24 protein-coding genes and 1 pseudogene are annotated in these 26,133 nt (G+C 45.9%); 11 read left to right on the plus strand and 14 right to left on the minus strand.

What is annotated here, in order from left to right; translation table 11 throughout:
* Window positions 1-52: 52 nt before the first annotated feature.
* On the plus strand, window positions 53-967 hold the full coding sequence (locus B4F99_RS02785) for a peptidylprolyl isomerase (protein WP_290755147.1): 915 nt from the start codon (window positions 53-55) through the stop codon (window positions 965-967).
* Between the two features lie 59 nt (window positions 968-1,026).
* Here the strand turns inward: B4F99_RS02785 and namA are convergent, their stop codons facing one another.
* Together namA and B4F99_RS02795 are read right to left on the minus strand one after the other, a co-directional pair.
* Complete coding sequence (gene namA / locus B4F99_RS02790; protein ID WP_290755150.1) at window positions 1,027-2,058, minus strand: NADPH dehydrogenase NamA; 1,032 nt, start codon at window positions 2,056-2,058, stop codon at window positions 1,027-1,029.
* A 12-nt stretch (window positions 2,059-2,070) separates the two neighbouring features.
* Window positions 2,071-2,991: an HD domain-containing protein gene (locus B4F99_RS02795; RefSeq protein ID WP_214856763.1), complete on the minus strand. Its 921-nt coding sequence runs from the start codon at window positions 2,989-2,991 to the stop codon at window positions 2,071-2,073.
* A 104-nt stretch (window positions 2,992-3,095) separates the two neighbouring features.
* Between B4F99_RS02795 and B4F99_RS02800 the strand changes: the two genes are divergently transcribed.
* The 3 genes from B4F99_RS02800 to B4F99_RS02810 all read left to right on the plus strand — a co-directional run bounded on the left by B4F99_RS02800 (window position 3,096) and on the right by B4F99_RS02810 (window position 5,414).
* Window positions 3,096-4,001, plus strand: a complete 906-nt coding sequence (locus tag B4F99_RS02800) for a magnesium transporter CorA family protein (RefSeq protein ID WP_290755154.1) — start codon at window positions 3,096-3,098, stop codon at window positions 3,999-4,001.
* 63 nt (window positions 4,002-4,064) lie between these two features.
* On the plus strand, window positions 4,065-5,144 hold the full coding sequence (gene dinB, locus B4F99_RS02805; RefSeq protein WP_290755157.1) for a DNA polymerase IV: 1,080 nt from the start codon (window positions 4,065-4,067) through the stop codon (window positions 5,142-5,144).
* 57 nt (window positions 5,145-5,201) lie between these two features.
* Complete coding sequence (locus tag B4F99_RS02810; protein ID WP_056059948.1) at window positions 5,202-5,414, plus strand: YhzD family protein; 213 nt, start codon at window positions 5,202-5,204, stop codon at window positions 5,412-5,414.
* Between the two features lie 53 nt (window positions 5,415-5,467).
* Here B4F99_RS02810 and B4F99_RS02815 read toward each other — a convergent pair whose 3' ends face one another.
* Window positions 5,468-5,842 carry a YlbF family regulator gene (locus B4F99_RS02815; protein WP_023467337.1) on the minus strand — a complete coding sequence of 125 codons (375 nt, stop codon included), beginning with the start codon at window positions 5,840-5,842 and terminating at the stop codon, window positions 5,468-5,470.
* A gap of 20 nt (window positions 5,843-5,862) precedes the next feature.
* Window positions 5,863-6,999, minus strand: coding sequence for a DUF445 family protein (locus B4F99_RS02820; protein WP_290755160.1), 1,137 nt, complete (start codon window positions 6,997-6,999; stop codon window positions 5,863-5,865).
* A gap of 78 nt (window positions 7,000-7,077) precedes the next feature.
* Between B4F99_RS02820 and B4F99_RS02825 the strand changes: the two genes are divergently transcribed.
* The 5 genes from B4F99_RS02825 to B4F99_RS02845 all read left to right on the plus strand — a co-directional run bounded on the left by B4F99_RS02825 (window position 7,078) and on the right by B4F99_RS02845 (window position 11,046).
* Window positions 7,078-7,911, plus strand: a complete 834-nt coding sequence (locus B4F99_RS02825; protein ID WP_290755163.1) for a PucR family transcriptional regulator — start codon at window positions 7,078-7,080, stop codon at window positions 7,909-7,911.
* A 118-nt stretch (window positions 7,912-8,029) separates the two neighbouring features.
* Window positions 8,030-9,136 (plus strand): ABC transporter ATP-binding protein, encoded by a 1,107-nt coding sequence (locus B4F99_RS02830; protein WP_214856770.1) that lies wholly within the window; start codon window positions 8,030-8,032, stop codon window positions 9,134-9,136.
* Window positions 9,137-9,301: 165 nt separating this feature from the next.
* Window positions 9,302-10,069 (plus strand): transporter substrate-binding domain-containing protein, encoded by a 768-nt coding sequence (locus B4F99_RS02835; RefSeq protein ID WP_214856772.1) that lies wholly within the window; start codon window positions 9,302-9,304, stop codon window positions 10,067-10,069.
* Window positions 10,066-10,716, plus strand: coding sequence for an amino acid ABC transporter permease (locus tag B4F99_RS02840; protein ID WP_035409432.1), 651 nt, complete (start codon window positions 10,066-10,068; stop codon window positions 10,714-10,716). The genes B4F99_RS02835 and B4F99_RS02840 overlap by 4 nt, the downstream gene beginning before the upstream one ends.
* A gap of 141 nt (window positions 10,717-10,857) precedes the next feature.
* Window positions 10,858-11,046 (plus strand): hypothetical protein, encoded by a 189-nt coding sequence (locus B4F99_RS02845; protein ID WP_035409434.1) that lies wholly within the window; start codon window positions 10,858-10,860, stop codon window positions 11,044-11,046.
* A gap of 174 nt (window positions 11,047-11,220) precedes the next feature.
* On the opposite strand, the gene B4F99_RS02850 is transcribed toward B4F99_RS02845, so the two are convergent.
* Window positions 11,221-12,117 carry an aldo/keto reductase gene (locus B4F99_RS02850; RefSeq protein ID WP_035409436.1) on the minus strand — a complete coding sequence of 299 codons (897 nt, stop codon included), beginning with the start codon at window positions 12,115-12,117 and terminating at the stop codon, window positions 11,221-11,223.
* A 137-nt stretch (window positions 12,118-12,254) separates the two neighbouring features.
* Window positions 12,255-13,991: a phospho-sugar mutase gene (locus B4F99_RS02855; RefSeq protein WP_214856774.1), complete on the minus strand. Its 1,737-nt coding sequence runs from the start codon at window positions 13,989-13,991 to the stop codon at window positions 12,255-12,257.
* Window positions 13,992-14,084: 93 nt separating this feature from the next.
* Between B4F99_RS02855 and B4F99_RS02860 the strand changes: the two genes are divergently transcribed.
* Window positions 14,085-14,903: a sulfurtransferase gene (locus B4F99_RS02860; RefSeq protein ID WP_290755169.1), complete on the plus strand. Its 819-nt coding sequence runs from the start codon at window positions 14,085-14,087 to the stop codon at window positions 14,901-14,903.
* A gap of 41 nt (window positions 14,904-14,944) precedes the next feature.
* Here the strand turns inward: B4F99_RS02860 and B4F99_RS02865 are convergent.
* The 4 genes and pseudogenes from B4F99_RS02865 to B4F99_RS02880 form a co-directional block, all read right to left on the minus strand.
* Window positions 14,945-17,365 (minus strand): annotated as a pseudogene (locus B4F99_RS02865) (glycogen/starch/alpha-glucan phosphorylase); the annotation flags it as partial.
* 39 nt (window positions 17,366-17,404) lie between these two features.
* Window positions 17,405-18,856: a glycogen synthase GlgA gene (gene glgA / locus B4F99_RS02870; protein ID WP_058713999.1), complete on the minus strand. Its 1,452-nt coding sequence runs from the start codon at window positions 18,854-18,856 to the stop codon at window positions 17,405-17,407.
* A gap of 14 nt (window positions 18,857-18,870) precedes the next feature.
* Complete coding sequence (gene glgD, locus B4F99_RS02875; RefSeq protein WP_214856778.1) at window positions 18,871-19,971, minus strand: glucose-1-phosphate adenylyltransferase subunit GlgD; 1,101 nt, start codon at window positions 19,969-19,971, stop codon at window positions 18,871-18,873.
* Between the two features lie 13 nt (window positions 19,972-19,984).
* The gene (locus B4F99_RS02880; RefSeq protein WP_214856779.1) at window positions 19,985-21,145 is read right to left on the minus strand and encodes a glucose-1-phosphate adenylyltransferase; all 1,161 of its coding nucleotides are present in this window, start codon (window positions 21,143-21,145) and stop codon (window positions 19,985-19,987) included.
* A 206-nt stretch (window positions 21,146-21,351) separates the two neighbouring features.
* Between B4F99_RS02880 and B4F99_RS02885 the strand changes: the two genes are divergently transcribed.
* Entirely contained in the window at window positions 21,352-23,127 is a 1,776-nt protein-coding gene (locus tag B4F99_RS02885) for a transglycosylase domain-containing protein (protein WP_290755176.1), read from the plus strand.
* Window position 23,128: 1 nt separating this feature from the next.
* Here the strand turns inward: B4F99_RS02885 and B4F99_RS02890 are convergent, their stop codons facing one another.
* The 4 genes from B4F99_RS02890 to queG all read right to left on the minus strand — a co-directional run bounded on the left by B4F99_RS02890 (window position 23,129) and on the right by queG (window position 26,025).
* Window positions 23,129-23,695, minus strand: coding sequence for a DUF5366 family protein (locus tag B4F99_RS02890; RefSeq protein ID WP_035409453.1), 567 nt, complete (start codon window positions 23,693-23,695; stop codon window positions 23,129-23,131).
* Between the two features lie 238 nt (window positions 23,696-23,933).
* Window positions 23,934-24,407: a tRNA (uridine(34)/cytosine(34)/5-carboxymethylaminomethyluridine(34)-2'-O)-methyltransferase TrmL gene (trmL, locus tag B4F99_RS02895; protein WP_214856782.1), complete on the minus strand. Its 474-nt coding sequence runs from the start codon at window positions 24,405-24,407 to the stop codon at window positions 23,934-23,936.
* Window positions 24,408-24,410: 3 nt separating this feature from the next.
* A complete protein-coding gene (locus B4F99_RS02900) occupies window positions 24,411-24,890 on the minus strand; it encodes a methylated-DNA--[protein]-cysteine S-methyltransferase (protein ID WP_290755179.1) in 480 nt (159 codons plus the stop codon).
* Window positions 24,865-26,025: a tRNA epoxyqueuosine(34) reductase QueG gene (gene queG / locus B4F99_RS02905; RefSeq protein ID WP_214856786.1), complete on the minus strand. Its 1,161-nt coding sequence runs from the start codon at window positions 26,023-26,025 to the stop codon at window positions 24,865-24,867. Before queG ends, B4F99_RS02900 begins: the two co-directional genes overlap by 26 nt.
* Window positions 26,026-26,133 lie beyond the last annotated feature (108 nt).

Raw genomic sequence — 26,133 nt, forward strand, 5'->3', positions numbered from 1 at the left:
GAATATGATATGATAAAACGGTTGAAATAAATGGTAAATTAGGGGTGTATGTATGAAAAAGAAATTGCTAGGCGCAGCAGCAGTCGCAAGTGTATTTACGTTAGCAGCATGTGGATCAAATGACGAAGCCGTCATCAATTACAAAGGTGGCGAAGTCAACAAGGCTGACGTCCAAGATGAAGCATACGAAAAAGCTGGTGCTCAAATCGCCTTCCAGCAAACGATGAACAAATTGCTTGAAAAGAAATACGGTAAGGAAGTCACGGACAAAGAAGTCGAAGCAGAAGTCAAGAAAACAAAAGACCAGTTCCCGGATAAAGAGCAGTTCAGCTCAACACTGAAATCTGCTGGAATCAAGAACGAAAAAGAATTCGAAAAAGTACTTCGCACACAAATGCTCTTAACAGAAGCAAAATCTGCGAAATCCAAAGTAACAGATAAAGAAATCCAAGAGCGTTTCGATCAAGAAAAAGTCGAAGTCAAAGCAAGCCATATCCTTGTTGCGAAAAAGTCAGAAGCAAAAGACATCAAAAAGCAATTGGATAAAGGCGCAGACTTCGCAAAACTTGCAAAAGAAAAATCAACAGATACAGGTAGCGGTGCAAAAGGTGGAGACCTCGGGTACTTCACAAAAGGTAAGATGGTCAAGGAATTCGAAGATTACGCGTTCAAGGATGGCGTTGAAGGTAAAATCTCCGATCCGATCAAAACACAGTTCGGCTATCACATCATCAAAGTAGTCGATCGTAAAGAGAAGAAAAACTTCACGCTCGATAAAGAAAAAGCACGTATTAAAAAAGCACTTGCTGAAGAAAAAGCAGCACAAGTCAACCCGAACGATATTTATCGTTCACTCATGAAAGAATACAATGTCAAAGTCGAAAACAAAGATTTCAAAGACGCTTTCGATCTAGACAAACAAGAACAACAACAAATGCAACAACAAATGATGCAACAACAGCAATAATCAAAAAAAGGAAGCCATGACGGCTTCCTTTTTTACGTTGTTTTTCATAGAGTGAGGAATTAGCGAACCGTTCGAATCGGAGCTCGTTCGTATTGCTTTGGCAAGGCGACCGTATCTCCTAGTTCGGCTGCCGCATGATAGACCCAATAAGGTTGGCGAAGAAGTTCACGGGCGAGCAGGACAATATCTGCTCGACCGTTACGGACGATCTCTTCTGCATGAGCTGCTGTCGTAATCAATCCAACCGCTCCTGTTGCCATGCCTGTCTCTCGTTTCAATTCTTCCGCATAGCTCACTTGATAGCCCGGATACACTTCAGGTACCGCATTGGCGACGACAGCACCTGAACTACAGTCGAGTAGGTCGATGTTACGTGCTGCTAGTTCTTTCGCAAGTGGAATATAATCCGTCGCCGTCATTCCCCCTGTTGCGTGATCCGCTGCTGAAATTCGGACCCAAATCGAGAGCTGTGAGACTGCTTGAATTCCATCAATGATTTCTAACAACAAGCGCATCCGATTTTCAGTCGATCCGCCGTACTGGTCTTCTCGAATATTCGATAACGGAGAGAGGAACGTGTTCAATAAATAACCATGTGCGCCATGGATTTCAATGAAGTCATATCCTGCTCGTTCCGCTCTTAATGCTGCATCGATGAACTGTTGTTTGATTGTCGCGATTTCCTCAAGTGTCAATGCATGTGGATGCATATACGTATCATCAAACGGTAAAGCGCTCGGTGCGACGGGTGGTTCTGCCGTCGTGCTTTTACGCCCGGCATGGGCCAGTTGGACCCCCGCTTTTGCGCCCGCTGCTTTGACTTGCTGTGCGATTCGTTGTAATCCTTCGATATGTGCATCTGACCAAATCCCAAGGTCCCCAGCTGAAATGCGACCGTCTGGCGTGACAGCACTCGCTTCTAAAATGACACCACCGACGCCTCCCATTGCACGGGTTGCATAGTGTGTGACGTGCCAATCCGTCACGAGTCCATCTTCTTTTGCACTGTACATGCACATTGGCGCCATAATGACCCGATTGCGGAATGTCAACGTTCCGAGTTGAACCGTATCAAACAACTTCGTCTTCATCTTTCTTCCCCCTTATAGCTTCGGACGGTAGAAAGCACGATTGTCTAGTGCAAATGATCGTTCTGAGAACTGTCCCGGTTCGACATATTCCAGAAGACGATCCATCATCGTCATTCGCGCATCGAGGTTATCGATCAAGAACAAGACTTCAGCCTCACGCATTTGTGGTGCTACAGCAGATCCCCATTCCGGTCGTCCATGATGGCTTAAGACGAGATGTTGCAAGACAGTCAGTATTTCTGCGTCAATTTGTAATTCTGCTCCGACTTTTTCAAGTTCCGCTACCATCATCGTAATATGACCGACGAGTTTACCAGGCAACGTATATTCCGGTGCAACCGGATCGGATAACTCCTTGATTTTCGCATAATCGTGTAGAATGATGCCACTGATTAGCACGTCACGGTTTAAGGTCGGATAGAGTTGAGCGATTTGATCCGCTAAGCGCAACATCGAAAGGACGTGGTACGACAGTCCCGAGTAAAAGGCATGATGGTTCTTGACCGCTGCCGGATGCGTGAAGTAGGCGTCAAATCGTGAAGTGATCAAATGTTTGACGAGCTTTTTCATGTCACTGTTTTGAATCGATTCTACGAACGCGAGTACTTCCGTCTCAATCTGCTCTCGTGGAATAGGTGCTGATTGAACATAGTCCTCGACATTCGTCTCCTCTAGGACCGTAATTTGTTTGAGCTTCAGTTGTGTCCGTCCTCGATAGTCCATGACTTCTCCAGCAGCATGAACGATTGACTTTGGCGCATATTTTTCAAGGTCACTCGTATCCCACATCTTCGTCTCGATTTCGCCTGTCTTATCCGTCAAGATGAGCGTCAGGTATGGTTTCCCATTTGCTGCAATTCCTTTGACTGCTTGCTTGATCATCGCTCGTTGATCGAGCGTTTCTCCAACTGCTAACTTCCCGATTCCTTTCATTCTTGAAACACGTCCTTTATCTGTAAAATAGGTGTCTTTTTTATATTCCATTGACTACACTTAAGGCATATACTATTTCATTCTACTATATGGGAGTCATGAACATGGAACTGGAACCTCAATTTAATTGGTCCCGCTATCTCGATTTAGCTGACTATGAACAAATATTTCCGACGGCTGCCGTCGACCAATCCGAAATGGACTGGATCACGCAGTTGCGATCGAAAGATATGAACTTCACGCGTTCAGAAAAAGGGGTTCTTTATGGTGCTGTCGTCACATGGCAAAATCCTGTCGACAAAAGTGACCGTCGCTCGATTTACTTTTATGTAACGAAAGAAAAACTGATCACGATCGGATTGTCGGATTCAATCGTGTCCCTAGTCGCACCCTATTCTCCCGCGCATCCATTCGCGGCTTTTTATACGATTCTCGCTTTACAGTTGAATACGTATTTCGCCGGTATCGATCAGTTTGAGACAGAACTGTTTTCAAGACAAGATGAACTACGCGGCAGCATCAATGAAGATTCGCTTGATAGCATCTTCGCGTTACGTGACACGATTGAGAACTGGTCCGATTTGATCGTTCCATTTCAAGAACTCGTCATGGCTGGCGAAGAGTCGTTTCTCGAGGAAGAAACGTATCTTGATGACATTTCCTTGAAACTAGCTACGAAACGTGTCCGCCGTCTGTTGATGCTCATTGAACACTACCAAAAAGACATTGAAGTCCTGCTCGACTTATCAACGACCGTTTCGAACTTCCGAGGAAACGAGATTATGAAGGCATTAACGATCTTTACTGCCGTCGCGACACCGACGATGGCCCTCGGTGCGATTTGGGGGATGAACTTTAAAATCATGCCGGAATTAGACTGGAAATACGGCTACGCCATATCCCTCGGTCTAATCTTTTTATCGACCGGTGGCATCTTCTACTGGATGCGCTGGCGTGGATGGTTAGGCGCTCTTGTACGGATGCCAAAGAACAGTCGACCAAAAAAATAGATATCAGAACATAAGTTCGTTATACTAATTGTATCATATCTACTGAAAGGAGACGCTTGTCCGATGGAACGAAAAATTATTCATATTGACATGGACGCCTTTTACGCTTCCGTCGAGCAACGCGATCGTCCTCGATTAAAAGGTGTTCCCGTCGTCGTCGGTGGACCGCCTCATGCCCGTGGTGTCGTAGCGACCTGTTCCTATGAAGCACGGAAATACGGCATCCATAGCGCGATGCCGTCAAGACGCGCCTTTCAGCTGTGCCCTCGTGCGGTCTTCATTCGCCCCCGCTTTGACGTCTACCGGGCTGTCAGTGCGCAAATCATGGCGCTTTTCCGAGAAGTGACCCCCCTCGTCGAGCCGCTCTCGCTTGATGAGGCGTATCTTGACGTCACGGAAAATTATTTCGATCAAAAAAGTGCGACGTATATCGCGCAATATATCCTGAAACAAATTAAAGAACGAACGGGTCTGACAGCCTCTGCCGGTGTCTCTAACTCTAAGCTCGTCGCGAAGGTCGCTTCCGGATACGAAAAGCCAAACGGGATGACCGTCGTTCCACCAGAAGAAGTTCTCCGTTTCTTGTCTCCATTGAAAATTGGAGATTTACATGGCGTCGGAAAAGTCACGGAACAAGCGTTACGAAAACAAGGGATTGAAATCGTCGCAGATGTCCAAGCAATGCCCGTCGAACAATTGCGGGCTTTGCTTGGACGCGAACGGGGAACGGAACTACATGCGATGGCGCATGGAATCGATGAACGACCAGTTCGTCCGGAACGCGAGCGAAAATCGATTGGTTCTGAGACTACCTTTGAAGAAGATACGGAGGATATCGATACGATATTTGCGACGTTGATTCGAGAATCAAAATCTGTCATTGCAAGTCTTCAAAAAAAAGAACTCGTCTGCCGAACGATTACGATCAAGTGGAAGACCGACACATTCCAGTCACGCTCGAAACGGCATACGTTTGCAGAAGAGACGGCGGACGAAGAACGATTACTTGAGGAAACAACGAAACTGTTCAATAGCATTACCTTCGATGGACCAATCCGCTTGATTGGTATGACGGTCAGTCACCTCACAGCTCCTCCCGCTGCGAGACAGTTGACGTGGCAGGACTTGGACTTACGCTTGTGAAATGAATATTGATTCATTATACTGAGTACAAGACCAATCAGACAAGGGGGAACAAGTATGCAGTATACGATTACAGTCTTTTCAGATCGTGGTGAAACGTTACTCGATGACGTCTTTGAAGCAGAGACGGATGGTCAGGCACGAGAAGAAGGGATTAGACGCTTGAATGAAAGCGGTTATGCCCATCATGCAGCTCGCGTCACACGTTCAGGTCGTCTCATTCATTTCGAGCGCGCTTACTTACCACGAATCGTTCCTGCTTCATCTTAAACCATACTAAAAAAGGAAGACGCGCTATATCGGCACGTCTTCCTTTTGTTTACTTATTGCACGTCGTCTTGTTGCTCCATCATCGGCGCGTAGAGTTCTTCTAACGGCTTCATGATGATTTGTGTGACTTCCGTCAGCATCGTATGCATCCGTTGCTCTTCTTGCATCAGCTGACTGATCAATGGATTGTTTTGTACTTCAAGCATCTTTGTTTGTGCAGATGCCATATCGTCTGGTGTAATTTCTTCACCTTGCATCTGTTTTTGTTGTAATTCGAGTTGGATGTTACGGAACGACGCGAACAATTCGTTTGATTCCGGATCTGCGTTAACTTGCGTATACAAATCTTTTAATGTCGTGTACTCCGAAGTTTCGCGTAATGCACGCTCCAGCGTGTACGCGTGATCGTATAAATTTGTTTCTGCCATGAGTAAAACCTCCAATTTGTTTAGACGAGATAAAGCCCCGCCTGTATCAATCCAATTAAACCACCTAACAACCCTCCAAGCCAAGTGATAGCACGGAATTCCCGCTTGGAAATCGATAAGACGATTTCCTCGAGATACGCAGTATCAAGCAAATCAACCTCTTCTCGAACGATTGTTTCGAGATCGAGCGTCTGAAGGATCTGCCCGATTTGATTCGTCGTCCGTTCGAATAGATGATCGATGATGACAGGGACATGTTGCTCGAGTAATTGTGACTCGAGTGGATTCAACCAGACGCGTAGCGGTGTATCAAGCATCGACTCAATCGGTAAACGTGCCATGACTTGTTCTTTGACGGTCTGTCGAATCCGCAACTCCGTCTCTTCCGTCATATAGGATGAAAGCGGACGATCCAGTCCCTTTTGCCATTCCTGACGTAATAAGGCAAGAATGAACTGAGACGTCGACTCTGATTGAAGTACCCTTTTCAGCTCCGGCTGAATCATATCGACGATGTTGACATTTGCGAGCAACATCCCGAACATCCCGCCACCCAGTCGCTGTTGGATGAAACGAGCAACGGTTTCCTCGAGTTGTAGACGTCCTTCTGGTCCGTCAAAGTATGCTTCTGCTTGGTGTAATACGGATGCGACGAGTCGCGGCATGACTTCTTCGATTTTTTGTTCTCCGCTTGCTCCGATCAAGTCGCGTACGGATTGCTCCCGCCATTTATTCATCAGACGCGAAAACTCCTGCTCCAAGTGATAACTGATTTTCCCTTGGATCCGTTGTTTTGGTTCATCAATGAAGCGACTGATCCATGCTCCTGTCGTCTCTTCCGAGCGTGTCCATTTCATGACTTCTTGTTCGACAAGACGCGTGACGGCTCCACGAACAGTTGGTGATGCGAGACGTTTCCCGATCCCTTCTGGCGTCAAGAGATGCTTGACGACCGTCCGTCCGAGATTTGCTGCCAGTTCATTCCGTCGTTTTGGAATCAGACCAGGCGTGAATGGTACGCGAAATTTTCCAATGTATTTCGGTTCAAGTGGTCGAAACAACATTCGGATCGCCAAATGGTTCGTGACCGCTCCGATAAGAGCACCGATGATGACGATTCCAACAAGCTTCAACACGATTAACAAAGTGTCTGACATAAGTTATCATTCCTTCCGATTTTCGACTTATGGTAAAGTCGAGATAGTTAGTTATGTACGATTTAGGAGTGATGCCGTGTGTTACGACAACTGATGACTGTATTCAATGACCAGCTTACGACCGATCCGAATCTGTATTGCCAGGAACAGTATAGCGTATATCGTCTTACAGATGGGCTTTGTTTTGGGATCAAGACGACTGCCATATCCGACCGTGAACAACAACTGCTTGATGTATTTGCCGAGCGCATCATCACGACGTCGCGGTCAGATATCGATTTATGGCGAGAACGTCTCCAATCTGCTCATGCTGTGGAAGATCGACCATTTCGACTTGTCCACTTTTTATTTAATCCCACTGATGAACGTACGAGTGAGGAAATTCAACAGCTGCTCTCCTCTTTCTTTTCGCAGACGAGTACGCTCATTCCTTTCAGTACTCATCGTTTTACGATCATCGAACGAGAAGAATTCGTTATTGAGGCAGAACTACACGATTTATTTTTAGCACTACAATCTGATTTTGTGCTCGATGGTAAGGTGTTGCTTGGTCAACAGCGTACTACCGGCGACATTGCCGTTCAATTCCAACTCGAACAAGCAGCGCTCACCTCCGTCCCTTCTATGCAAATCGAACGTTTTTTACCTGCCATGACTCGTCTTGCAAGTCTAGATGACCAGTACCGCGCGACACTCGTCGACCAGTTCGTTCTGTCCCTCGAGCCAGAGTCTCGTGAGACGATCCTCGCTTTTTGCCGAGCTAACTTGAATGTCTCTTTGACAGCAAAACATCTATACTTACATCGGAACAGTCTCCAGTATCGACTTGACCGCTTAACGGAACAGACAGAAATCGATGTCCGGTCGTTTGAAGGAGCTACTTTCCTTTATACCTTGCTACTTGTAGCATGATGCCTAATTGAAAACGTTTGCATTTAGTCAGGTTGTCCATAGGCAGACTACCTGACTTCTTTTATACTATTTCTTGTAAGCGTTATTATTTCATCATTTACATTAGGGGGAACTACACATGGCTGAAATTCGTCTTGAACATATCGATAAAATCTACTCAGGTGATGCAAAAGCGGTTGATGATTTCAATCTGCATATTAAAGATAAGGAATTCATCGTCTTCGTTGGACCATCTGGTTGTGGGAAATCGACGACACTCCGGATGATCGCTGGACTTGAAGAAATCTCAGGTGGAGACTTTATCATCGACGGTAAACGCATGAATGATGTAGCGCCAAAAGATCGCGATATCGCGATGGTCTTCCAAAACTACGCTTTGTATCCACACATGAACGTCTTCGATAACATGGCGTTCGGATTAAAGCTTCGGAAGTTCCCGAAAGATGAAATCAAGCAACGCGTTGATAACGCAGCTCGTATCCTTGGTCTTGAAGAGTATCTCGAGCGGAAGCCAAAAGCACTCTCTGGTGGTCAGCGTCAACGGGTGGCGATTGGTCGCGCCATCGTTCGTGATGCTAAAGTCTTCTTAATGGATGAGCCGCTCTCGAACTTGGATGCTAAATTACGTGTACAAATGCGTAAGGAAATCATTCAGTTACACAAACGTCTTGAGACGACAACGATTTACGTCACGCACGATCAAACGGAAGCGATGACGCTTGCGACACGGATCGTCATCATGAAAGCCGGAATCATTCAACAAGTCGGTACGCCGAAGGAAGTCTATGATCACCCGGATAACATGTTCGTTGCTGGATTCATCGGTTCACCATCGATGAACTTCTTGACAGGTAAACTGGCAGAAGACGGTCTCTTCCAGGTTTCAGGAACAGAAGAGAAATTCGAAGTGCCAGAAGGAAAAATGAAAGTTCTCCGCGACCGCGGTTACACGAATAAAGATCTCGTCCTCGGAATTCGTCCAGAAGACATCCATGCGGAATTGATCTACCAAGACACTAAAACAGCACATCGTTTCCCAGCGCATATCGAAGTTTCTGAATTGATGGGTGCAGAGTCTTATCTCTACTCAAAAGTCGGACAACAAGCATTCACGGCACGTGTCGATTCACGTTCACATGTCGAGATGGGATCACAGCTTGATCTCTTCTTCGATATGACAAAAGCACACTTCTTCGATGCTTCAACAGAAGCAACGATTCGTTAATCACATCATCGATCAGTTATGATGTTTCAGACTGTCCATTTAAGGGCAGTCTTTTTTTATTGACAGACGTTCCTGTAACTTTGTATGATACTGCTTGTAGCTTAAAATTAATCCTATTCGAAAACTAGGAATTGAAATCATTCATTTATAAAAGGAGAGAGCGCTATGAAACACGGTTTGAAATTAGCTGTAGCAGCATTATCGACAGCGGGGGTGCTTGCAGCATGCGGCGCTTCGAACGACAACGCAGGTTCTGGTAAAGAGTCAAAAGTCATTACAGTCGGAACGGAAGCAACATACCCACCATTCACGTACAAAGAAAAAGGAAAATTGATGGGTTATGACGTAGATGTCATGAACGAAGTCGCAAAACGTGCTGGCTATAAAGTCGATTACAAAGCGATGGACTTTAAAGGACTCATCCCGGCACTCGATTCAAAACGAATCGATGTCATTGCGAACCAAATGGGTATCACACCTGAGCGTCAAGAAAAGTACGCTTTTTCTGATGCGTATACAGTCTCTGGCTCAACGATCATCGTCAACAATAAAACGAACGACATCAAAACACTCGACGACTTAAAAGGAAAGACAGTCGGTTCGACACAAGGTTCACTCTATGCCAAAACGGCTGAAGAAGCTGGCGCGAAAGTGAAATACTACAAAGGTGCGAACCAAGTCTTAAAAGATCTTGAAGCAGGTCGTGTTGATGCAGCCATGAACGATCGCCTCTTCGTTTTGACGGAGTTGAAAAAAGCGGGTTATAAAGTCAAAGCTGTCGGTGAGACGTTCGATAAGAACGAATCTGGCTTCATGATGGCGAAAAATAGCAAGTATACAAAAGACTTCAACAAAGCACTCGCTGAGATGCAAGAAGACGGCACTCTTGCAAAAATCGGTAAGAAGTACTTCAACGAGGATATCAGTAAGTGAGTGAATTACTGACGATCGTCCGAGATAACTCGGACGTCTACGCAAAGGCGATTGGCACGACCCTTCTAGCAAGTGGTCTCGCCATCGTCTTTGCGCTTATTCTCGGGTTGATTCTTGCCGTCATGCGTGATAGCCGCGTTGCCGTTTTCAGCGGTTTTGCACGTTTATACGTCTCGTTCTTCCGCGGAACGCCACTCTTGTTGCAAATCTTGATTCTTTATAATGGTCTCGTCACGCTTCAATTGACTGGATTCCAAGCGCTTGCCTTCGGTTTGTCGCTTCACTTTTCCGCATATATTTCGGAATCGTTCCGCGCTGCCATCTCCTCTGTCGATCGTGGACAATGGGAAGCTGCTGACTCACTTGGAATTCCGCGTCGCAAGACATTCAAGGACGTTATCTTGCCGCAAGCACTATCTCGGGCGATTCCACCGCTTTCGAACTCTGTCATCGATATCATCAAGTCGACATCACTTGGTACGATCGTTGCTGTCGAGGAATTAACGTACGTCTCTGACCAGATTTCAGCGACGACATACCTCGTCATGCCGCTACTTTTGTTCTCCGCTGCAATTTACTGGATCATGTCAACACTTATTCAAAGCGTCCAACATCGTTTAGAAGCACGTTTCAGCATTCCAGAATGAATTTTTCACACTTGAAACCGTTAGGATTTCAAGTGTGTTTTTTTAGATTTTTTGAGGTTTAGCACTAGTCAATCCGGGAATAATCAAGTATACTAATAAAAATCAGAATTATCTGACAAATTACAAAGGAGCGTGGCCGAGATGAAACAAGTAATTGAAGCTTTCCGTAGACAAGATGCAGAGCAGCGAATTCCAGTGCTACGTCTCGAAATCGATTATGAGCTCAGTACGCTCTTCGATGCGATTCAAGCCAATGACCAAGCTGGCATGTCAGCAAGTAAAGATCGTTTAGATAAATATCGTCAGGAGATGCTTCGCTTAGAAGCTTAACCTCATAGATCTCCCATCTCTCCTCCCCCTTGAGATGGGACTTTTTTTGTTTACTGTTACTCTATTCATAAACGAAAGAGAGGATCGTTTCCAGATCGTGTACTGGTCGATCCTCTCGCTTCATTTCTTAAACAGAAAATACTTTATGCGTTTATTTCTGTCTCACAGTCTAGATTAATCGACATCACGACCTCGTGATGCCTTCAAAATCTCAAACCATTGCTCGCGCGTCAACGACAGCTTCGTCGAACGAACAGCAGATTCGATGCGTTCAATCTTACCAGAACCAACGATCGGCATGATACGTGCTGGATGTTTAAGTAACCATGCATATGCGACTTCGTCGATTTCTTTTGCCCCGATCTTTTCAGCGATCTCAGCTAATTTTTCACGTAACGGTGCGTATCGCTCGTCCTTAAAGAGACGACCGCCCGCAAGCGGACTCCATGCCATCAATGGCATCTCATTTTCATGACACAGATCGACGGATCCATCCTCGAAATGTTTCAGTTCCGAAACCGATAACTCGAGTTGGTTCGTCACGAGCATGAACGGTAAGCGTGATTGTATAAGACTCTGTTGTGCAGGTGTATGGTTCGATAGACCGAATGTCCGTACCTTACCCGCGTCCTTCAGCTCAACGAACGCTTCTGCAATCTCGTTCGGATCCATCAATGGATCTGGACGGTGAATCAACAACGTATCGACGTACTCGACACCGAGTTCTTGCAGGGAACGATTGACCTGTTTGATAATATGCTCTTTCGTCGTATCATAGAACGATAATGACTGATCCGAGAAATGATTCCCTTTCATCTTGATGCCCGTCTTCGTGACGATCTCCATCCGGTCACGTAATTCCGGTTTTAAGGCAAGAGCTTCCCCGAATAAGCGTTCATTCGTATAATCGCCATAGATATCTGCGTGATCAAACGTCGTAATTCCTAAAGCAAGGCATGCTTCAATCAATTCAAGACGCTCTTCCTTCGTCATTTCCCATTCATTCAATCGCCACAAGCCATGAATAATGCGTGAGAATGATAAATCTTCTGTTAGCTGAATCCGTTCCATGTTTCTTCCACTCCTCTATCGTATGAACTCTATCTCGTTTACTGTACCTCGAAATGGTAACGGTTGCACGAATTTCACTTTTCAATGCTCTAAGACAAAAAACAGGATTCCGCCATCGACGGAATCCTGTTTAGGACTTATTGAATTTGCTCGACTTCCTGCATGACTTCATCTTCGATTTGCTGACGTTTTCGTGTCGTCTCAGCAGCATCTGGTGACGTGACGCTGAAATAGAACTTAATTTTTGGTTCCGTGCCCGATGGACGAAGGCAGAACCACGATCCATCACTGAGCGTAAACTTCAGTACGTTGGATTTTGGCAAGTTAATTGGTGAAGGTTGATGTGTCTTCAGATCGTGAGCGATGCTTGCATCATAATCCTCGAACAAGACGACCTGTTCTCCAGCCACTTGTTTTGGTGGATTCTCACGGAACGTATCCATGATACGACCGATCTGTGCCACGCCATCCTTCCCTTTGAGCGTCAGAGAGCGGAGTGACTCTTCAAAGTATCCGAACTGCTCGTAAATCGACTGTAATGCCTCATAGAGCGTCCGTCCTTCTTTTTTGTGATACGCAGCCATCTCAGCAGCTAACAAGCACGCTTGGACGGCATCCTTGTCGCGGCAGAAGTCCCCGATGAGATATCCATAGCTCTCTTCATAGCCGAAGAGATACTCATATTGACCCGATGCATTGTATTGTTTGATTTTTTCCCCGATGAACTTAAAGCCTGTCAACGTGTTCTCGACATGGAGATCATAATGACGTGCAATCAACGCACCTAGTTCTGAAGTAACGATCGTCTTCGCGACAAATCCGTTCGCTGGCAGTGTCCCCTGCGCCGCTTTTTGTGAAAGGATGTAGTCAAGCAACAATGCCCCCGTCTGATTCCCTGTCAAGACTGTCCATTCTCCGTCTGCATCACGTGTTGCTACTCCGACACGGTCAGCATCGGGATCCGTCGCAATCAAGATATCGGCATCTGTACGATCTCCGTATTCGATCGCCAGTTTAAAGGCAGCATGTTCTTCCGGGTTCGGTGACGTCACGGTCGGGAATGCACCGTCTGGCTCTGCTTGCTCCTTAACGACTGTCACGTGTTCGAATCCATACCGTTTCAAGCCTTCTGTTACCGGTACAAGTCCTGTTCCGTGAAGTGGAGTGAAAACGATTTTTAGTGGATCCGCTAATTCCGATTGGATTGAAGGTAAGACACGAATCGTCTGTAATTTTTCTTGATACGCTTCGTCAAGTTCTTCGCCGACACGGACGATTAAACCGTTCGCACGAAGGACTTCTTCTTGCTCAAGTTCAATCGACAGCTCGTCTTCGATTTGACTGACGTACGATACGAGTTCATCCGCTTCTTTTGGTGGAAGTTGTCCACCGTCGTCTCCGTACACTTTATATCCGTTGTATTCTGGTGGGTTGTGACTCGCTGTGATGACGATCCCGCCCGCTGCTTGTAAAGACCGAACCGCAAACGAAAGTTCTGGTGTCGGACGTAGACCGTCGAACAGATACGCTTTGATGCCATTACTTGCGAGCGTCCGTGCCGCCTCCAGCGCAAATTCTGGTGAGAAATGGCGTGAATCGTGTGCGATGACGATTCCTTTTGCTGCCGCTTCTTCTCCTGATGCTTTAATGAATGCTGCGAACCCTTGTGATGCTTTTCGAACCGTATACACATTCATCCGGTTCGTTCCGACACCAATCTCCCCGCGCATACCACCTGTTCCAAACTCGAGTTCTTTATAGAATGCTTCTTCAGCTGCTTTGTCATCCGTCGCTAGCGTGACGAGTTCTTCTTTTAATGTACTGTCAAGATCAGCGAACTGATCCCATTTTTGATAGGTTTCTTTCCATGACATGGTAAATCGACTCCTTTTTTAAATGAGGGTAAGACTTGCGATGCTGCGATACCTTTCATATGATTAACACTAGAAAGGGTAAGGTGATGAGGCATGTTTCCTACGATTCAAATGGCAGATCTTCAACAGCTCGTCCGAACGGATCAGATTCGCTGGTTTGACTGCCGCTATGACTTGCAACAACCTGAATATGGACGAAATGCTTTCTTGGAACAACACGTCGAAGGTGCACAGCACCTGGATTTAACGACTGACCTTTCCGGTCCCGTCGATGAGGTCGGCGGTCGGCATCCGCTTCCTTCAAAAGAAGCGTGGCAACACACACTGGAACAGCATGGTGTGACACCAGAAGACTTCGTCGTCTTGTATGACGATGGTTTTCCTTATGCAGCTCGTGTGTGGTGGTTATTTAAATGGATCGGACATGAGCGTGTCGTCGTCCTTGAGGGCGGATTCTCCTCTTACCTAGCGTTCGATCTTCCGGTCACGGACGACGTTCCTACTTATGAACCTTCTCATTACGCGCCTCGTTTTCAAGATGAGATGCTCGTCTCGTTCGAAGAGCTGAAAGATCAGCTGACAGAAACGATGGTCATCGATTCCCGTGCGCCCGATCGATACCGTGGAGAAATCGAACCACTCGATCACGTCGCCGGCCACATTCCAGGTGCCGTGAATTGTTTCTTCGAACAAGCACTCTCACCAGATGGTCGCTTACGGGACGCGGAAGATTTGAAAGAATTGTACGCCGACATCCTACCGGTCACAGCACCTATCCTCTATTGTGGAAGTGGTGTGACAGCGTGTGTCAATGTCATCGCTCTCCATTCACTCGGGAAAACTGATGTCCGGCTTTATGCCGGCTCTTATAGTGATTGGGTCAGCCGTGGTGAAGATGTCTCCCGTTCGTAAGCATCAGACACTGACAGAAACATCTGTCAGTGTCTTTTTGTTCAGAGTTGAATCGGTTTGATGTTCCAGATCGCATTCGCATACTCTTTAATCGTTCGATCACTTGAGAACACACCTGACCGCGCAATATTAAGAATGACGCGTTTATACCATTCTTCTGGTTGCTGATACATCCGATCAATTCGTTCCTGCGCTTGTTGATACGACATGAAGTCTTTCAGGATCAGATACTCATCATTATACGTCAATAATGAATCGTAAATCGCTTGGAATTCACCTGGAGCAAATAAGGTTCCATCAACGAGACTATCAATAATCCGTCGTAACTCGGGTTGGGCATTGTATTGATCGTATGCACTGTAACCGCCGTATTGTTTATAATTCATGACTTCTTGTGGTGTTAAGCCGAAGATGAAGATGTTCGCATCCCCGACCTCGTCTCGAATTTCGATGTTCGCTCCGTCGAGCGTTCCGATTGTCAGTGCACCATTCATCATGAACTTCATGTTGCCGGTTCCAGAGGCTTCATAACTTGCAGTCGAAATCTGTTCACTGACGTCACTTGCCGGGAAAATCTTCTCAGCAAGCGATACACGATAGTTTTCTAGGAAGACGACTTTCAAGTATGGACTGACGTCTGGATCCTGATTGATCAAGCGAGCTAACGCATTGATATAACGAATGACTTCTTTTGCATAATGATAGCCTGGCGCCGCCTTTGCACCAAAGATGAATGTCCGTGGTGTCATCGTGAAGGAACGGTCCTCCTTCAGACGATAGTAGAGCGAATGAATGTGTAACGCATTCAAGAGTTGACGTTTGTACGCATGCAATCGCTTGACTTGAACATCAAAAATCGAGGTTGGGTCCACGACGATACCGGTTTCTTTTTCAATGAGCAACGCTAATTCTTCTTTGCGCTGAAGTTTGATCTCGGCGATGTCCTTCTGTAATGCTGAATCCTCTGCCCATTTCGTCAACTTTTGCAAATCAGACGGATGCTGAATCCAACTATCCCCGATTGCTTCCGTCACACGATTTGCCAGTGCTGGGTTTGATGAGAGGAACCAGCGACGATGTGTAATTCCGTTCGTCTTATTATTAAAGCGAAGCGGAAACATCTCATAAAATAGGCGCATCTCACGCTGCTTCAGAATCTCAGTATGAATCTGAGCGACACCATTCGTCGAATGCGTTCCGACAACAGCCAGATTCGCCATGTTGATCCGGTCATCCGCGATGATGGCGATATCTCGCATATGCGCTTCCATGTGTGGATAGTTCGCAAGCACATCCTTACAGAAGCGTCGGTTGATTTCCTCGATGATGAGGTAGATGCGCGGTAACAAGCGACGGAACAAATCGATCGGCCAGCGCTCGAGTGCTTCTGACAGTAACGTGTGGTTCGTAAACGACATGACACTCTTTGTGATCCGCCATGCTTCTTCCCATCCAAATCCTTCTTCATCGATAAGGATCCGCATTAACTCCGGAATCGCGACGACCGGATGCGTATCGTTGATATGGATGGCGATATGATTTCCGAGTTGCTTCAGTGAATGATTTCGTTTTTTAAAGGACGTCAAGATACTCCGTAATCCAGCAGAAACGAAGAAGTATTGTTGCTTCAGACGCAACTCTTTTCCTTCATAGGTCGTATCATCCGGATACAAGAACTCGGAAATCGTCTGAATCGATTGTTTATGTGCCAGTAAATCTTTATAGTTCCCACGGTATTGGCTAAGTAATTCATCATCATCAAGTGGAGACTCAGCACTCCAGAGTCGCAGGTTATTGACGACCTTGTTTTGATAGCCAACGATCGGCATATCGTATGGAACAGCACGAACGATTTCAGCCGGTTCATGATGGACACGATACCCATCACCGACTTCTTCGAGCCAGACATGTCCACCGAATGGCACATCGACCGCTTTATCAGAACGTCTAATTTCCCACATGTTTCCGTTCTTCAGCCAGTTATCCGGTAGCTCGACTTGATAGCCGTCGATGATTTTTTGCTTAAACAGACCATACTGGTATCGGATACCGTTCCCATGTCCCGGTAAACCAAGCGCAGCCAAGGAATCAAGAAAACAGGCTGCGAGACGACCGAGACCTCCGTTCCCAAGTCCAGGTTCCGGCTCTTCTTCTGTCAGATCACTGAGCTGATATCCGAGTTCTTCTAGTCCCCGTTCCACATCCTTTAAGACGTCAAGGCTTAATAGGTTGTTATGCAGGAAACGTCCGAGTAAAAACTCGAGTGAAAAGTAATAGACTTGCTTACTTTTTTTATGGGTATATGTTTCCTTTGTCCGTAACCAATCGGTCGTGACCGTCTCACGTACCAGATAAGCAAGCGTCTGATAGATATCGTTTTCTGTTGCTTCCGTTATTGCCTTGCCATGCATCGAAACGAATCGTTCCGTAAACCTCTCCTTGAACTTCTCTTTATCTTTGAACNNTTGAACATGACGTAACTCCTTTTCCCAGTGATACGATCAAGTGGCGGACGGTGCAATCAAACGATATAACGCCAAGTATTCGTCGGCTGAACGCAACCAACTGAAATCCTCATTCATCGCCGTCTCAATCAAGTGCTCAAAGACCGGGCGATCATGATAGACCTCGATGGTACGTTTAATCGCTTCTAAAAACTCATGTGCATTATAATTCGCGAACGAGAATCCATTTCCTTCTAACGTAAACTGATTGAATGGCTTGACCGTATCACGAAGACCACCTGTTTCCCGGACGACTGGTAAACAGCCGTACTTCATCGAAATCAACTGACTGAGACCACATGGTTCAAAACGCGAAGGCATCAAGAAGGCGTCACTGCCTGCATAGATTCGTTGCGCGAGACCAACGTCGAACCCGATGTAAGAAGCGATTTTGTCTGGACGAATCGATGTCGCATGATGGAACAACCCTTCATATTCCGCTTCACCTGATCCAAGGATGATGAACTGCGCATCGAGTTCAAACAAATCTGGCAAGATATGCGCGAGCAAATCAATCCCCTTTTGGTCGACGAGACGAGAAACGAAACCAAACAATGGTACATCCGGATTGATGGGGAGACCTAGTTCTTCTTGTAAGGCAGCTTTGTTCTTCGCCTTTCCTTCCGTGACGGTATCGACCGAATACGTCTCAACGAGATGCGTATCATGTGCAGGATCAAATTGACGATAGTCGATTCCATTCAAGATTCCGCGTACGTCGACAGCACGATGTTGTAAGACGGGTTCAAGCGTCTCACCGTAATACGGATCCATGATCTCATCACGATATGATGGACTGACTGTCGTGATTTGATTGGAATGGACGAGTCCTGCCTTCATGTAATTGACGAGACCGTTATGAGCAATACCATCGGCTGTGAAGTGTTCATGACTCAATCCAAGTAAGTCACCGAGTACTTCCTCCGGGAAAACACCTTGATATTGTAGATTGTGAATCGTAAAGACCGTTTTAATGTCTTGATAGCGCTCTAGGTGCTGATAATGGATCCGTAGGAACGCCGGAATCACACCTGTTTGCCAATCGTGACAATGGATGATGTCCGGTACTTCTTTCCGATCGAGATGTTGAATCATCTCAAGAACGGCACGTGAAAAATACGCAAATCGTTCCGCATCATCGTAATGTCCATAAATGACACCATCGCGTTTGAAATAGTACTCATTATCGATGAAATAGAACGTCACACCATCTTGTTTTAATCGGAGCACAGCACCAAATTGCTGTCGCCAGCCAACTGGTACGATGAAGTCGAATAAAAACTCCATCTCTGATTTGTATTGTTCCTTGATTTGACCATAATTGGGTAAGACGACCGAAACGTCTGCCCCTTCCTCAGCAAGCGCTAAAGGGAGCGAGCCGACGACGTCAGCTAGCCCCCCTGTCTTGATGAAGGGTGTCGCTTCCGTGGCAGCAAACCATACCTTCATGAATGACATCTCCTTTAAACGATTGTTTGTTTTTTGATGACGATTGGTTCTTCTACCGTACCGCGAATGACTTGACCGCGTTTGACGGTCACTTCTTTGTCGAGAATCGCGTACTCAACGACCGCGCCTTCTTCAATGACCGATTTTTGCATAATGATCGAGTTTTTGACGCGAGCATGCTTTCCGACTTTAACACCACGGAACAGGATGCTATCCGTCGTCGTGCCTTCTAACTTACAGCCGTTTGCGACGAGTGAGTTCTTAATCGCTGAACCTGGCAAGTAACGTGTCGGCGGTTCATGCTTGATTTTCGTGTAGACATGCTGGAAGTCGTTGATTGCTCCCCACTGTTCAAGCAATAGCATGCTCTCACGGTAGTATGAACGAAGTGAGTGGATGACTTGTGATGTACCACGATATTCATATCCATGTACATGCAAGCGATTTAGCTGCGAGCGGATGATACTTTGTAGTAAATCGTACTCACCACGCGCAATCGCCTCATCAATCAAACGAACGAATAGGTTCTTCGATAGAACGACCGTTTCCATGTAGAACGTCTCATCAGTTGGTTGGAACCCTCGTGATCCGATTGCAGTCACGCGGTTCTGCTCGCCAAAGCGAATTGGACGGCAGTATTTGCAAGGCAGTTCACGTTTCGTATAAACGACTGTGATATCCGCATTCGATTCTTTATGTTCGCGCAAGACATCACGATAATCTACGGCTGATAAGATGTTCGAACCAGAGACGACGACATAGTTCTCCTTGCTGCGCAGGAAGAAATCGCGATGAAGGTGGAAGTTTGAGAGATCTCCCCGGAACTCATTCGCATCTTGTGATAATGCAGGCGGGAAGATGTAGAGTCCACCGTTTGAACGGTCAAGATCCCACTCTTTTCCTGAGCCGAGGTGATCCATCATCCCACGATATTTTTCAAGCGTAAAAACTCCGATGTTCGCGATATCGTTTTGTACCATGTTCGTTAATGTAAAATCGATCAATCGATAACGACCCGCAAATGGCACAGCTGCCAAGTTACGATGCTCTGTTAGTTCTTTGAAAAATCCTTCTTCACCACTTAGATTGATGACGCCTAATAAATCGACCTTCATTCGAATATCCCCCTTATTGAATTGCTTCTTTGATGACTTCGTTCTTTTTAACGAGGCTCTCTGCTTCAATGACGAAGACTTCTCCGTCCGGAGATCCAATCGTCGCACCATCTTCAACGATGACACCATCTGCTAAAATCGCCCGGTGAATCGTGACGTCTCGTCCGATTTTAACGTTCGGGAAGATGACTGAGTCTTTGACGAGTGATCCTTCCGCTACTTCTACACCATGGAAGAGGACTGAATGATTAATTTCACCTTCGATATGGCATCCTTCATTGATGATTGATGACTCGACCGTTGCAGCGTTCCCGATATATTGAGGTTGTTGGTTCGGGTTGACAGAATAGACTTTCCAAGATGGATCGTATAAATCAAATTCTGGTTCTGCCGTCAACAAATCCATGTTTGCTTCCCAGAGCGATTGAATCGTTCCGACGTCTTTCCAATATCCTTTGAATTTATACGCACGGATATTCAGATTTTCAAAGAGCATGTTCGGAATGATGTTCTTACCGAAGTCGAAGCTTGATTCCGCATCCCCTGCATCTTGAATCAAATGACGCTTCAATACATCCCAGTTAAAGACATAGATTCCCATCGATGCGAGATTCGATTTGGGATTCTCTGGCTTTTCTTCGAATTCATTGATCCGGAGATCATCGTCGGTATTGAGAATTCCGAATCGTGGTGCTTCTTCCCATGGGACTTCACGTACAGAAATCGTCACGTCAGCTCCACCAAGTCGATGCTCCTCGATCATTTTTTCATAATCCATTTTATAAATATGATCGCCTGATAGGACGAGTACATAGTCAGGGTCGAATTGGTTGATGTAACTCATGTTTCGATAAATGGCATTCGCTGTTCCTTCATACCAGTTCTTTCCGTTTTGAGCTTGGTAAGGAGGTAGAATCGTTAAACCACCGTTACGTCGATCTAAATCCCACGCACTCCCGATTCCGAGATAGCGGTTCAATTCAAGTGGTTCATATTGCGTTAACACGCCGACTGTATCGATTCCTGAGTTCGTACAGTTCGAAAGCGGGAAATCAATGATGCGGTATTTTCCTCCAAATGCAACAGCTGGTTTTGCAGTATGTTTCGTTAAAGCTCCCAGACGTTTCCCTTCTCCGCCTGCAAGTAACATCGCAACGACATTCTTTTTAGCCATTTCGTCCCCTCCATTTATGCTCTTTTTTTCAGACAATTTGAGTTATAAATTCCACAGATACTTCTATATACCCAATCTTTTCTCTTTTTAATATAACATTCCTGCAAAATAGGTTTATTAAAATACAAAAATCGAAAAAATAATCTACTGATTTCTCCATAAAAGACCGATAATAGGAATGAAATGGATTTTTGAAAGGAGTTCTCATGCGAATTACCACCGGATATCTCGTCTTATTTGGTCTTGCGACGATGCTTGTATTTTCCTTATTTTCAATTAAAGATGAGTTGAACACAGCACGTACATTTTTTTTCTGGGCCGACGAACAGACGACACGACGTCCACTGACCTCCTACCAACCGATCACTGTAACGTACGAAAATAAACAGGTCGAGCTTTATGATGGATTACGACGGGATGACTTGACGCCTCAAACATTACCCAAAAAAGTCGAGCAAGCGTTTGTAGCAATCGAAGATCAACGTTTTTATCAACATGACGGTTATGACATCACAGGAATCTTACGTGCATTTACTAAAAACCAGTCTGCTTCTAAATCCCAAGGCGGAAGTACGATCACACAACAACTAGCAAGAATGACGTACCTATCAAACGAAAAAACGTATACTAGAAAAATAAAAGAGCTGTTAATCGCTGTGTCTTTAGAACAGAAATATTCTAAAAAAGAACTAATGACGGCGTATGTCAATCAAGCATATTTCGCGAATAATATTTACGGGATCGAACTGGCTGCAAAATCATATTTCAATAAGCCAGCGCGCGAGTTAAATTGGTCTGAAATCTGCTTTTTGACAGCGATTCCGAACAATCCGTCACTCTACGATCCGCTTCGTTTTCCTGAAAATACAAAAAAACGTCAGCAACGAATCGCTCAAGCATTAGTGCGCGATCGTGTACTGACGAAAGATTTTACTATTTCTCATGTGACACCTCGATCCTATAAGCCGCGGGTTCCTTATCCGGACTATATCGATGCAACCGTCCAAGCTGCCATCCGGATGACCGCTCAACAGCACGGATGGAGTGAGAAGCATGCTTCGGAATATCTACATCAACAAGGTGCGATCATTTCGACATATCTCGACTCAGCCGAACAACAACGAGCTAAAGAAGCTCTTCGTCGTCTACCAGACCCGATTGAGGGAGCCTATGTTGGCATTGATGGACAAACACATGGGGTTACGGCTTTAGTCGGCTACAAATCAAATTTGACCGGTCAGTTCAACCGAGCAGTGCAGTCGTACCGACAACCTGGTTCAGCCATCAAACCGTTACTTGTCTATGGTCCTTATCTCGAGAAGACGAAAGCTCGATTGTCGAGTACGTTAGACGGTAGTCCTGTCTGTATCGATGGATACTGTCCATCAAATAGCGGAAATCGGATCCTTGGACAAGTGACGATTGCCGATGCGATCGCTTATTCTTATAACACACCAGCGATTCGTGCTTTTGCTGTTTCTTTCCAAGAAGGATTGAAGTCCATCCGTCCGTTCCATTTCAGTCAGTGGACACGGAAGGATGATGCCTTCACGAGCGCTTTAGGCGGTTTGCAGTACGGCATTAGTCCGTTTGAACTAACAAATGCTTATACCGTATTCGTGAATGACGGGCTCTATCGACCGGCTTCGATGATTAAAAGTATTACGTTTCGAAACGGAACGGTCGAACGACCGCAGGAAAAGGAACAACGGATTTGGTCCAGTCAGACGAACCGTGAATTACGGGCTGGTTTAAAGAATGTCATGACGTATGGAACAGGGCGCAAAGGATACGATCCTTCCGCGCGCTATATCGGAGGAAAAACAGGAACAACGAATGATAATAAGGATATGTGGTTCGTCGGTATCAAAAATCAACACATCGGGGGTATTTGGTTAGGAGCTGACCGTCCCCGCCCTTTCCCTGCTGAAGCCAATGCAACGTTACAGGTCCAGACGTGGGCGACGATTTTACGTCCTTGAGTCAACTCGGAAATAAAATTGCTTCTCCAAAGGAATTGAATAAGGTCAGACCAACCCATGATAGACCAGCGAGTAGAACGCCCCAGGCTAAGAAGGAGAAGATGATCAACCCAACAGCTCCAGCCGCACTCGTCATTTTACTAATCTGTACCGTGTAAAAGATAAAATAGATGAAGAAGGATACAAGCAATACGATCCCGACGTGCAAGAAGGACGTCATGAAAGCAAAGCTGACACATCCTCCGACGAGCAGGAGAATACTGCCCGGACGTAACATACCGAGTGTCGTTCCCTCTTGTTCTTTGATGAAAAAGGCGAAACCGAGCTGATTGATCGTGTCCGATAGTAGTTTAAGCGAACTAAAGATCATGAAATAGACGATCAAAAAACCAAGCCAAACGACGAGCTTCGTATCACGTGCCGTCAGTAGCTGGAGCAGTTCATCGTACACGCCGACTTGATCGAGCCAATGCAATGCAAGTTCCGTCGTCGCGATCGCAAGGGATGTACTAAATAACAAGATGCTGATCAGTGGGGCATAACTTAATAGGTAAACGTTCGTACGCATGTGGAGTCTCCATTCATAGAAAATTCATATGTAGCACACAATTTCACTTACAGGTATACTATAATAGATTATATCGGTTCAAGAGACTGAAGGGGGAAACAAAAATGGCATTTATCTTAATGGTCGGCGTAAGTCTTGCGTTTTTGACAGCAATCTTCACTGCAGGCTACAACAAAAAACCTGAAGGTAACGAATAACTCATAAAAGCTCCATCCTGAATCAGGATGGAGCTTTTGCTTTACAGAAGACCTGCGTATCCTTGCTGACGTAATGCTTCATAGACGATGATCGCTGCCGTGTTCGAGACGTTCAGTGAACGAACGAGATTCGATTGGGGTAAACGGATACACCGTTCTGCGTTTGCATCGATGACTTCAAGCGGCAATCCTTTTGTTTCCCGACCAAAGACGAAGAAATAGTCCTGTTCAACGTCCGATAAGTCAATCTGACTTGGGTACTGTTCCCCGTATTTCGTAATATAGTAGAAAACACCTTCCGGATGTTTTTCCCACAGTTCTTCTAACGAATCATGATAACGGACATCGACAAATTCCCAGTAGTCAAGACCCGCACGTTTAAGTTGCTTGTCGTCTGTCGAGAAGCCGAGCGGTCGGATCAAGTGAAGGACGGAATGCGTCGCTGCACATGTTCGCGAAATATTACCTGTATTTTGAGGAATTTCCGGTTGATACATAACGACATGAATAGCCATGGTTCAATTCTCTCCTATCTCATGCGCTAAAAGCGCTTCTTTATGGGCAATTCCGCTTGCGAAACCCGTCAATTTACCAGTCGCCCCGATGACACGGTGGCATGGATAAATCAATGCGATCGGATTCCGATTCAAGGCACCGCCAACAGCTCGTGCTGCCTGTGGTTTTCCAATCATTCGAGCCAGTTCACCATAACTGATCGTCTGACCGAACGGAACGGTTCGCAAAGCTTGTAACACTTTCCCTGCAAATGGTGTGACACGCAACTGACAAGGAAGCGCATCAAGCGCTTGTACCTCTCCTTGTGCATAACGATCAAACGCCATACGCCAAGCTTTCGGTAATGTACCCTCGTCTGTCTCTTTTGCTAAATAGGTCCGAGCACGATCTTTATTCAATCCAAAGTCGAGGTACACGATTTGCTCTTTTTCCCATGCGACGAGCAATGTACCGAACTCATAAATGAGCTGTTGAAATGGCATCTGCTTCCCCCCACTCTTCAATTAACCGTCGTCCTTCTGTCTGAACATCCACTGCAGTATCCGCTAAAAGACGGGATTCGATGTACGACTTCTCATCAATTCCGCCAATCCGACCGACTGCCCAGAGTGCAAGCGCCCGCATGTCTTCGCGGGCATCTGTTTCCGTCATTAACCGTAGCGCGTCAATCGCACTCTTGTCTCGATAATGGACGAGCGCACAAATCGCATTACGTTGAATCGGCTTCTTACCACGCCATGCTCCGGATAATGTTCCGAAACGACTCTTGAACTCACGGTTACTCATTGATAAGAGTGGAACAAGGAGCGGTTTGACCTGCTCCGGATCCGGTTGTAGTTCAACATGATGTGTCGCATTCTTTTTCCGGTTATATGGACATACTTGCTGACACGTATCACACCCATACAGACGGTTCCCAAGTGCCATCCGAAACGGTTCTGGCAGTAGCGTTTTCGTCTGTGTTAAAAATGAGATACACCGTTTAGCGTCGATGACACCAGGCTCAACCAACGCATCCGTCGGACAAGCATCGATACATTTATTGCATGTTCCACATAATTCTTCGACTGGCTGATCCGGCGGCAAGACGAGGTCAGTAATCAATTCACCGAGATAAAGATACGATCCGTGCTCTTCACTGATGATCGAGCAATTTTTACCACTGAATCCAATACCTGCTCGTTCTGCTACTGCACGATCGACGAGTTCTCCTGTATCGACCATCGAGCGCGTCCTTGCACCTGGACTCAACTGTTGAATTTTTTCTTCAAGCAACGTCAAACGTTGTCGCAACGCCTGATGATAATCCAGTCCCCAGGACGATCGACAAAAAATACCCCGCCGCTCCCCTTCCTTGCCACGAGGTGCATTTTTGAGAGTACTTGGATACGCGACCGCAATGGCAATGATCGAAGCCGCATCTTCTACGAGTAATGAAGGAGTCGTTCGTAGATCGAGATCGGGCTCTTCAAAACCAGAAGCAAATCCTTTCTCCTGTTGGGCTTGAAGTCGACGTTTTAAGACAAGAAAAGGGTCAGCCGTCGTCACCTTCAGCTCATCGATTCCAATCTCAACTGCGTACTCTTGTAAAGCCAATTTCAATTGTACACCATCCATTACGACACGCTCCTTTCCTCTTAAGATTCCTTCCTAAACAAAAAGAGCAAGGTGTCAGCGAAAACGACACATTGCTCTTTTAGGTAAGCGGGTGAAGGGAATCGAACC

Origin of the sequence: Exiguobacterium sp. UBA3491 (assembly GCF_002377745.1) — a bacterium.
Lineage (GTDB): Bacteria > Bacillota > Bacilli > Exiguobacteriales > Exiguobacteriaceae > Exiguobacterium_A.

What these genes read in the sequence shown, in the direction of transcription:
- B4F99_RS02785 (WP_290755147.1), top strand. Translation starts at nt 53, where the DNA reads ATGAAAAAGAAATTGCTAGGCGCAGCAGCAGTCGCAAGTGTATTTACG.
- namA (WP_290755150.1), bottom strand. Translation starts at nt 2,058, where the DNA reads ATGAAGACGAAGTTGTTTGATACGGTTCAACTCGGAACGTTGACATTC.
- B4F99_RS02795 (WP_214856763.1), bottom strand. Translation starts at nt 2,991, where the DNA reads ATGAAAGGAATCGGGAAGTTAGCAGTTGGAGAAACGCTCGATCAACGA.
- B4F99_RS02800 (WP_290755154.1), top strand. Translation starts at nt 3,096, where the DNA reads ATGGAACTGGAACCTCAATTTAATTGGTCCCGCTATCTCGATTTAGCT.
- dinB (WP_290755157.1), top strand. Translation starts at nt 4,065, where the DNA reads ATGGAACGAAAAATTATTCATATTGACATGGACGCCTTTTACGCTTCC.
- B4F99_RS02810 (WP_056059948.1), top strand. Translation starts at nt 5,202, where the DNA reads ATGCAGTATACGATTACAGTCTTTTCAGATCGTGGTGAAACGTTACTC.
- B4F99_RS02815 (WP_023467337.1), bottom strand. Translation starts at nt 5,842, where the DNA reads ATGGCAGAAACAAATTTATACGATCACGCGTACACGCTGGAGCGTGCA.
- B4F99_RS02820 (WP_290755160.1), bottom strand. Translation starts at nt 6,999, where the DNA reads ATGTCAGACACTTTGTTAATCGTGTTGAAGCTTGTTGGAATCGTCATC.
- B4F99_RS02830 (WP_214856770.1), top strand. Translation starts at nt 8,030, where the DNA reads ATGGCTGAAATTCGTCTTGAACATATCGATAAAATCTACTCAGGTGAT.
- B4F99_RS02835 (WP_214856772.1), top strand. Translation starts at nt 9,302, where the DNA reads ATGAAACACGGTTTGAAATTAGCTGTAGCAGCATTATCGACAGCGGGG.
- B4F99_RS02845 (WP_035409434.1), top strand. Translation starts at nt 10,858, where the DNA reads ATGAAACAAGTAATTGAAGCTTTCCGTAGACAAGATGCAGAGCAGCGA.
- B4F99_RS02850 (WP_035409436.1), bottom strand. Translation starts at nt 12,117, where the DNA reads ATGGAACGGATTCAGCTAACAGAAGATTTATCATTCTCACGCATTATT.
- B4F99_RS02855 (WP_214856774.1), bottom strand. Translation starts at nt 13,991, where the DNA reads ATGTCATGGAAAGAAACCTATCAAAAATGGGATCAGTTCGCTGATCTT.
- B4F99_RS02860 (WP_290755169.1), top strand. Translation starts at nt 14,085, where the DNA reads ATGTTTCCTACGATTCAAATGGCAGATCTTCAACAGCTCGTCCGAACG.
- glgA (WP_058713999.1), bottom strand. Translation starts at nt 18,856, where the DNA reads ATGAAGGTATGGTTTGCTGCCACGGAAGCGACACCCTTCATCAAGACA.
- glgD (WP_214856778.1), bottom strand. Translation starts at nt 19,971, where the DNA reads ATGAAGGTCGATTTATTAGGCGTCATCAATCTAAGTGGTGAAGAAGGA.
- B4F99_RS02880 (WP_214856779.1), bottom strand. Translation starts at nt 21,145, where the DNA reads ATGGCTAAAAAGAATGTCGTTGCGATGTTACTTGCAGGCGGAGAAGGG.
- B4F99_RS02885 (WP_290755176.1), top strand. Translation starts at nt 21,352, where the DNA reads ATGCGAATTACCACCGGATATCTCGTCTTATTTGGTCTTGCGACGATG.
- B4F99_RS02890 (WP_035409453.1), bottom strand. Translation starts at nt 23,695, where the DNA reads ATGCGTACGAACGTTTACCTATTAAGTTATGCCCCACTGATCAGCATC.
- trmL (WP_214856782.1), bottom strand. Translation starts at nt 24,407, where the DNA reads ATGGCTATTCATGTCGTTATGTATCAACCGGAAATTCCTCAAAATACA.
- B4F99_RS02900 (WP_290755179.1), bottom strand. Translation starts at nt 24,890, where the DNA reads ATGCCATTTCAACAGCTCATTTATGAGTTCGGTACATTGCTCGTCGCA.
- queG (WP_214856786.1), bottom strand. Translation starts at nt 26,025, where the DNA reads ATGGATGGTGTACAATTGAAATTGGCTTTACAAGAGTACGCAGTTGAG.